Source organism: Mesorhizobium sp. M7D.F.Ca.US.004.03.1.1, from assembly GCF_003998635.1.
In the GTDB taxonomy this organism is placed as follows: Bacteria; Pseudomonadota; Alphaproteobacteria; order Rhizobiales; family Rhizobiaceae; genus Mesorhizobium; species Mesorhizobium loti.
The window spans coordinates 1-6,394 of sequence record NZ_RZQG01000303.1; the positions used below are offsets into that span (position 1 = coordinate 1).

Here is a 6,394-nt window from a genome sequence, read left to right on the forward strand (position 1 = left end):
GACAGGTGCTGGAAGGCGCGCCGATGCGCGGCGCCAATGTCGAGGACGGCATCGCCTCGATCCGCGCCATGGTCGCCATCGCCCGCTCGGTCGAGACCGGTGAACGGGTCGAGCTCGCTTCGGTTTCGGGAGCGGTGTGATGCGTCTCGGCATCTTCGCCAAGACTTTTCCGGGGATTGAGCCGGCTGCGGTGCTCGCGGCCGTCCGGCAGGCGGGCTATGAGACGACGCAGTTCAATCTCGCCTGTGCCGGCCTGCCGTCGATGCCGGATGCGGTGTCGGCGGAAGCTGTCGCTTCCATCCGTGCCGCCGCGCAATCGACCGGTGTTTCCCTTGCGGCACTGTCGGGCACCTACAACATGGCGCATCCCGACAAGGCCGTCCGCGACGATGGCCTTCGGCGTCTCGCCGTCGTCATCGAGGCTGCTGCTGCCCTGGATATCCCGCTGGTCACACTCTGCACCGGTTCGCGCAACGCCGCCGATCAGTGGGCCTATCACCCCGACAATGCCACGCCGGCCGCCTGGTCCGACATGGCCGCCGAGATGGAGAAGGCGCTGGCGCTGGCCGACGCCACCGGCGTCGATCTCGGCATCGAGCCCGAGCAGGCCAACATCGTCACCTCGGCCAAGGACGCGACCAGGCTGATCGCGGAGATGGGATCGAAGCATCTGAAGATCGTGCTTGATCCGGCAAACCTGTTCGAGCACGCGACGCCGGACGAAGCGCGCGCCATCGTTGCCGCGGCGATCGACGAGGCTGCCGGCCATATCGCCATGGCGCACGCCAAGGACCGCTTTGGCGACGGTCGCTTTGCCACCGTGGGCCAAGGCATCGTTGACTTCCCGGATTTCGTCGCGCGGCTGAAGGCCGTGGGTTTCGACTGCGCGCTTGTCACCCACGGCCTGTCCGCCGACGAAGCTCCCGGCGTCGCCGCCTTCTTGCGGGGGCTCCTCTGATGGGCGCTGCGCCGGCGATCCTGCTTCGCGACGATGCAGCACTTCGTGTCTTCGACACGGGGCAGGGCAGGCTTCCCATCATCTTCCAGCATGGACTTGGCGGTGATGCCGTCCAAGTGGCGCAAAACTTTCCCGACGGCCCTTCATACCGCCGGCTGACCGTCGAATGCCGCGCGCAGGGCGGCTCCGGCGCCGGCACGACACGGCCCTTTTCGATCGCCATGTTTGCCGACGATGTGCTGGCCGCCGCGGATGCGGCCAGCCTCGATCGTTTCGTCGCCTGCGGCATTTCGATGGGCGCGGCCATTGCCTTGCAGCTTGCCGCCCGGCACCCGGACCGCGTCCTGGGTTTGGTCCTTGCTCGCCCTGCCTGGGCTTTCGATGCGGCGCCGCAGAACATGCTCCCCTATGTGGAAGTGGCGGAGCTTATCCGCAGCCGTCCATTGGATGAAGCGCGGGATATCTTCGCCGCTTCCGCGACTGCCGTACGCTTTCGCACCGAGGCGCCGGACAACCTTGCTTCCCTGCTCGGCTTCTTCGCGCGCGACAACGCCGCCGTTTTCGCCGAGGTGATGCAATCGATCGCAAACGATGGGCCTGGCGTGACACGGGCCGAAGCCGCTGGCTTCAAAACGCCCACGCTCGTCATCGGCACCGGCATCGATCTCGTACATCCGCTGGCGACCGCGCGCAGCCTCGCCGACGCCATCCCCAACGCTGCCTTTGCGGAGGTGACGCCGAAGGCCACCGACAAGGAGCGCCATTTCGCCGAAATCCGCGCCGCCATCGGCAGCTTCCTCAAAGATCGTTTTAACAACCAGGACCAATCATGATCTCGAAACCTCTCTCCGGCCCGGCCGCCATCGCCGCATTGCCACGCGATCGCATGATCGCCGAATTCTCGCTGTGGTCGGCCAATCTCGCCAATTTCGAGAGCGACCTCAGGCGTATCGAGCCCTATGTCGATCTTCACCACATCGATGTGGCGGACGGTCACTTCGCCCCGTCCTTCCTGTTCTTCCCCGACCTCGTCGCCCGCATTGCCGGGCTGACGGCCAAGCCCATCCATGTCCACCTGATGGTCGATGCCGCAATCGTCGAGGCGCAGACGCGCCAGTTCATCGAGTCCGGCGCCGACATGATCAGCGTCCATGCCGAGAATGGCGAAGCGGGGTTGCGCGCCGTGCGACTGGCACGCGAACTCGGCGCCGAGGCGGGCGTCGTGCTCAGGCTGGAGACCCCGGTCGAGACGGTGACGCCTTTCGTTTCCGAGGTCGCTTTCGTCACGCTTCTGGGAACCGCAATCGGCGTCAAGGGCCAGAGCCTATCGGATAAGGCCTGCGACAGGCTGGGCGCTGCCCGCGCCATCTTGAGAAAGGCCGGTCGCGAGGCGCAGGTGGTTCTGGCGGCGGACGGCGGCATCCGCCACGAGACCGTGCCGTTGCTACGTGCCGCCGGTGCCGAGACGGTGGTTCTCGGTTCGCTCGCCTTCGGCGACAAGGATCTCGCCGGCCGCATCGGCTGGCTGCATGGCTTGAAGGTCGCGGCATGACAACAGAAGCCGCCCTTGCGATCGATCTTGGTGGGACGGAGCTTCGTGCCGCCCTGGTCGACCGCGACGGCAAGATCCTGGCATTCGCTGCGGTGCCGACGCAGGCGCAGGCCGGCCCCGATGTGGTGATCGGCCAGATCGAGGCGCTCGCGGCGACCGTCCATGCCGAGGCACCGGCACTTTCGATCGTCGGCGTCGGCGTTGGTGCGCCGGGGCCGCTCGATCCGCTAGCCGGCATCGCCGTCGGTCCGCCGACACTCGCCGGCTGGCTGGACGTGCCGCTTGCCGACATCCTCGAGCGGCGGCTCGGCCTGCCGGTGCGGCTGGAGAACGATGCCAATGCGGCGGCGCTCGGCGAATGGCGCTTCGGCGCCGGCCATGGCGCTCGCTCGCTGGTCTTCGTCACGGTTTCCACCGGCATCGGTGGTGGCGTCGTTGTCGACGGGCGCATCCTGCACGGCCGCCGCGGCCTTGCCGCCGAGATCGGCCATATGACCATCACCAATGAAGGCGAGCGTTGCGTCTGCGGCGTCGTCGGCTGCTTCGAGGCCATCGCCTCGGGCACCGCGCTCGGCCGCCGCGCCAACGCCGCGACGGCTGTAGGCGACGGCTCGGCCTTGCGGCGGCTGTCGGCGGATGCGGAGGTGACCGGCCGCCATGTCGTCGAGGCGGCACGGCTGCAGGACGCTCTTGCTTTGGCCTTGCTCGAGGAGGAAGCGCGCTGGCTGGGCGTCGGCTTCACCAATCTCCTGCATCTCTATTCGCCCGACGTGCTGGTTGTCGGCGGCGGCATCGCCAATGGCCTCGACCTGATGCATCCGGTCATCGAGGCGACCATCCGGCAACGCGCCATGCGCGCCTATCGCGACGTGCCGGTGGTGCAGGCCCAGCTCGGCCGCCATGCCGGGCTGGTCGGCGCCGCCAGCCTCGTCCTGTTCGATGATGTGGGCACTTTGGTAGCCCGCAGGCCTGTCGGTCCAAGCACATATCCGGACACGCCGCTGACCAAGACCGGCGCCGTCTGACGTTGCGACCTGCATGACAAAGGCCGGAAGCAGCACGCCTCCGGCCTTTTACGCATTGACCGCGCGGATTACTCGGCGGGTACGATATCCGCCGGCAGGCTGTCATCCGCCGTGCCCGCCAGCGCTCTCGCCAGCTTGGCTTCGTCGAGTTCACCTTCCCAACGCGCCACCACCAGCGTGGCGACGGCATTGCCGACGAAGTTGGTCAGCGCCCGGCATTCCGACATGAAGCGGTCGACGCCGAGGATCAGCGCCATGCCGGCAACGGGAACCGCCGGAACCACCGACAGCGTGGCGGCAAGGGTGATGAACCCGGCCCCGGTGATGCCGGCGGCTCCCTTGGACGAGAGCATGGCAACCAGCAGCAGCAGGATCTGGTCGCCGATCGACAGGTGGATGTTGGTTGCCTGCGCGATGAACAGCGCCGCCAGCGTCATGTAGATGTTGGTGCCGTCGAGGTTGAAGGAATAGCCGGTCGGGATGACCAGCCCGACCACCGAGCGCTTGGCGCCGGCCTTCTCCATCTTTTCCATCAGCGAGGGCAGGGCGGCTTCAGACGAGGAGGTGCCCAGCACCAGCAGCAGCTCCTCCTTGATGTAGCGGATCAAGGACAGGATGGAGAAGCCGTTGTAGCGGCAGACAGCACCCAGCACGACGAACACGAACAGAAACGACGTCACGTAGAAGGTGCCGACCAGCATGGCGAGATTGATCACCGCGCCGATGCCGTATTTGCCGATGGTGAATGCCATGGCGCCGAAGGCACCGATGGGGGCGGCTTTCATCAGCACGCTGACCAGCTTGAAGATCGGCGTCGTCAGTGCCTGCAGGAAGTTGAGGACGGGCGTGCCCTTGTCGCCGACCAGCGCCAGCGCGATGCCGAACAGCACCGAGAAGAACAGCACCTGCAGGATGTCGCCGTCGGCGAAGGCGCCGACGATGGTCGTCGGGATGATGTTCATCAGGAAGCCGGTGACCGACTGGTCGTGCGCCTTGGCGGCGTAGGTGTTGACGGTCGAGGCGTCGAGTGTCGCCGGGTCGATGTTGAAGCCGGCGCCCGGCTGTACGACATTGGCCACGACCAGGCCGATGATCAGCGCCAGCGTCGAGAAGGTAAGGAAATAGAGCATCGCCTTACCGGCGACACGCCCGACCTTCTGCAGGTCGCTCATGCCGGCAATGCCCGTCGTCACGGTCAGGAAGATGACCGGGGCGATGATCATCTTGACCAGCTTGATGAAGGCGTCGCCGAGCGGCTTCATGCTTTCGCCGACGGACGGATAGAAATGGCCGAGCAGGATGCCGACGGTGATCGCGACGAGCACCTGCACGTAGAGTTGGGCATAGAAAGGCTTGCGCTGCGCGGAAGACGCGCCTGATTGGTCTGCGATGTGCATCGAACTCTCCCTGCCGGATGGGGCGGAATGCACCGCCCTGCGTGACTTCTCCCATCGCGGCGCTCCGGTCGCACGCCGCTAGCCAGGACTTTTGCAAGCGTCGTGCCAGATCGGGGGAAGGCCGGAATCCTGGCATTTCGGCCTTTGTTCAAGACCATGCGGGCAATGCCTGTGCGGATTTCCGCACAGGCAGCGTTTGCCTGGGCGGATTTTCGCATTACACTGGCCATAAGGCCGCGAGCAAAAAGGGAGAGGGCAGACGCCGCAGGCAGGCACCGATAGCGAATCCCAAGGATTTGCCGGCCATGAGTTGCTGCGCGAGGCGGTGGCCCGGCTGCGCAATGGCCGCTGGCTTGTCGTGGTCGTCGCCCTTGCCCTTCTGGCCGGCGCGATCGCCATCGCCGGGCGCATCGCCTCCGGCCAGGCGGCCGACAATCTGCGCGACACAGCACTTGCCGCTCTGCCGCTGGCGGCGGGAACCCTGACCGGCGAAATCGAAAAGCAGCGCCTGGTTCCATTGGTCCTTGCCCGCGACGATGCGGTGCGCGGCGCCCTGCGCCGGGCCGGAAAGATGGAAGAAAAAGCCCTCAACGACAAACTCAAGGCGATTGCCGGCGATGCTTCGGCGTCCGCCATCTATGTCATCGACACGGCGGGCATCGCCATATCAGCCAGCAATGCCGGCGAGCCGACCAGCTTTGTCGGCATCGACTATAATTTTCGTCACTATTTCAGGGAAGCGATGACTGACGGCGGCGCCAGCCAGTACGGGCTCGGCACGATCAGCGGACGGCCGGGACTCTACCTTTCGAGCCGCGTCGACGATAACGGCAAGCCGCTTGGCGTCGCGGTGTTGAAGGTCGAGCTCGATGGCGTCGAAGCCAATTGGCGCTCCAGCGGGTTCCTTGTTTTCGTCACCGACGAACACGGCGTCGTGCTTGCCACCAGCCAGCCCGAATGGCGGTTTCACGCGCTGGCGCCGCTCTCCGCCGAAGACGCCGCCGCCGCCCATGACCAGCTTCAGCTGGCCGATGCCGGTTTCGAACCCCTGCCGATACGGCGCGGCGCCGGGGACGGCCTGGCGACAATCGACAGCGACGGAAAACCGCGCCAGTTCGTCGAGGTGGTGCAGGATCTGCCCGGTGCGGTTCCCGGCTGGCGTCTCTGGCTGCTGACGCCTGCCGACGCTGCCCTCTCGTCTGCCGCCAACACGGCGCGCCTGACCACGCTGCTCGGGCTGCTGCTGACGGGCTTGCTTGCCTATGTGCTCACCCGGCGCCGCCGCGCACGCCGGTTGCGGCAGGAGGCGCTGGCGCGCATGAATGCCGAGCTGGAGAGCCGCGTGAGCACGCGAACGGCCGAGCTGACGCGCTCCAACACCGCACTTGCAGGCGAAATCGCCGAGCGTGAGAATGCCGAGGCCAAGGTCCGCCGGCTGCGTGACGACCTCGCCCAGGCCAAC

Annotated in this window: 6 protein-coding genes and 1 pseudogene; 6 read left to right on the forward strand and 1 reads right to left on the reverse strand. The window is 66.4% G+C overall.

The window, feature by feature from the left end; translation table 11 throughout:
• The 5 genes and pseudogenes from EN935_RS42140 to EN935_RS17855 all read left to right on the forward strand — a co-directional run.
• Window positions 1-140: pseudogene (locus EN935_RS42140) on the forward strand (gfo/Idh/MocA family oxidoreductase); the annotation flags it as partial.
• Window positions 140-958: a sugar phosphate isomerase/epimerase gene (locus EN935_RS17840; RefSeq protein ID WP_127262262.1), complete on the forward strand. Its 819-nt coding sequence runs from the start codon at window positions 140-142 to the stop codon at window positions 956-958. The pseudogene EN935_RS42140 and the gene EN935_RS17840, both read left to right, overlap by 1 nt.
• Window positions 958-1,791 (forward strand): alpha/beta hydrolase, encoded by an 834-nt coding sequence (locus EN935_RS17845; protein WP_127262261.1) that lies wholly within the window; start codon window positions 958-960, stop codon window positions 1,789-1,791. Before EN935_RS17840 ends, EN935_RS17845 begins: the two co-directional genes overlap by 1 nt.
• The gene (locus tag EN935_RS17850) at window positions 1,788-2,510 is read left to right on the forward strand and encodes a ribulose-phosphate 3-epimerase (RefSeq protein ID WP_109661881.1); all 723 of its coding nucleotides are present in this window, start codon (window positions 1,788-1,790) and stop codon (window positions 2,508-2,510) included. The genes EN935_RS17845 and EN935_RS17850 overlap by 4 nt, the downstream gene beginning before the upstream one ends.
• Window positions 2,507-3,535 carry an ROK family protein gene (locus EN935_RS17855; protein ID WP_127262260.1) on the forward strand — a complete coding sequence of 343 codons (1,029 nt, stop codon included), beginning with the start codon at window positions 2,507-2,509 and terminating at the stop codon, window positions 3,533-3,535. The genes EN935_RS17850 and EN935_RS17855 overlap by 4 nt, the downstream gene beginning before the upstream one ends.
• Before the next feature lie 68 nt (window positions 3,536-3,603).
• Here EN935_RS17855 and EN935_RS17860 read toward each other — a convergent pair whose 3' ends face one another.
• Complete coding sequence (locus tag EN935_RS17860; protein WP_109661885.1) at window positions 3,604-4,932, reverse strand: dicarboxylate/amino acid:cation symporter; 1,329 nt, start codon at window positions 4,930-4,932, stop codon at window positions 3,604-3,606.
• Window positions 4,933-5,242: 310 nt separating this feature from the next.
• On the opposite strand from EN935_RS17860, the gene EN935_RS17865 reads away from it, so the two are divergent.
• Window positions 5,243-6,394 (forward strand): cache domain-containing protein (locus EN935_RS17865; RefSeq protein WP_164771185.1); only part of this gene is annotated, 1,152 nt, incomplete at its 3' end.

What these genes read in the sequence shown, in the direction of transcription:
- EN935_RS17845 (WP_127262261.1), top strand. Translation starts at nt 958, where the DNA reads ATGGGCGCTGCGCCGGCGATCCTGCTTCGCGACGATGCAGCACTTCGT.
- EN935_RS17850 (WP_109661881.1), top strand. Translation starts at nt 1,788, where the DNA reads ATGATCTCGAAACCTCTCTCCGGCCCGGCCGCCATCGCCGCATTGCCA.
- EN935_RS17860 (WP_109661885.1), bottom strand. Translation starts at nt 4,932, where the DNA reads ATGCACATCGCAGACCAATCAGGCGCGTCTTCCGCGCAGCGCAAGCCT.
- EN935_RS17855 (WP_127262260.1), top strand. Translation starts at nt 2,507, where the DNA reads ATGACAACAGAAGCCGCCCTTGCGATCGATCTTGGTGGGACGGAGCTT.
- EN935_RS17840 (WP_127262262.1), top strand. Translation starts at nt 140, where the DNA reads ATGCGTCTCGGCATCTTCGCCAAGACTTTTCCGGGGATTGAGCCGGCT.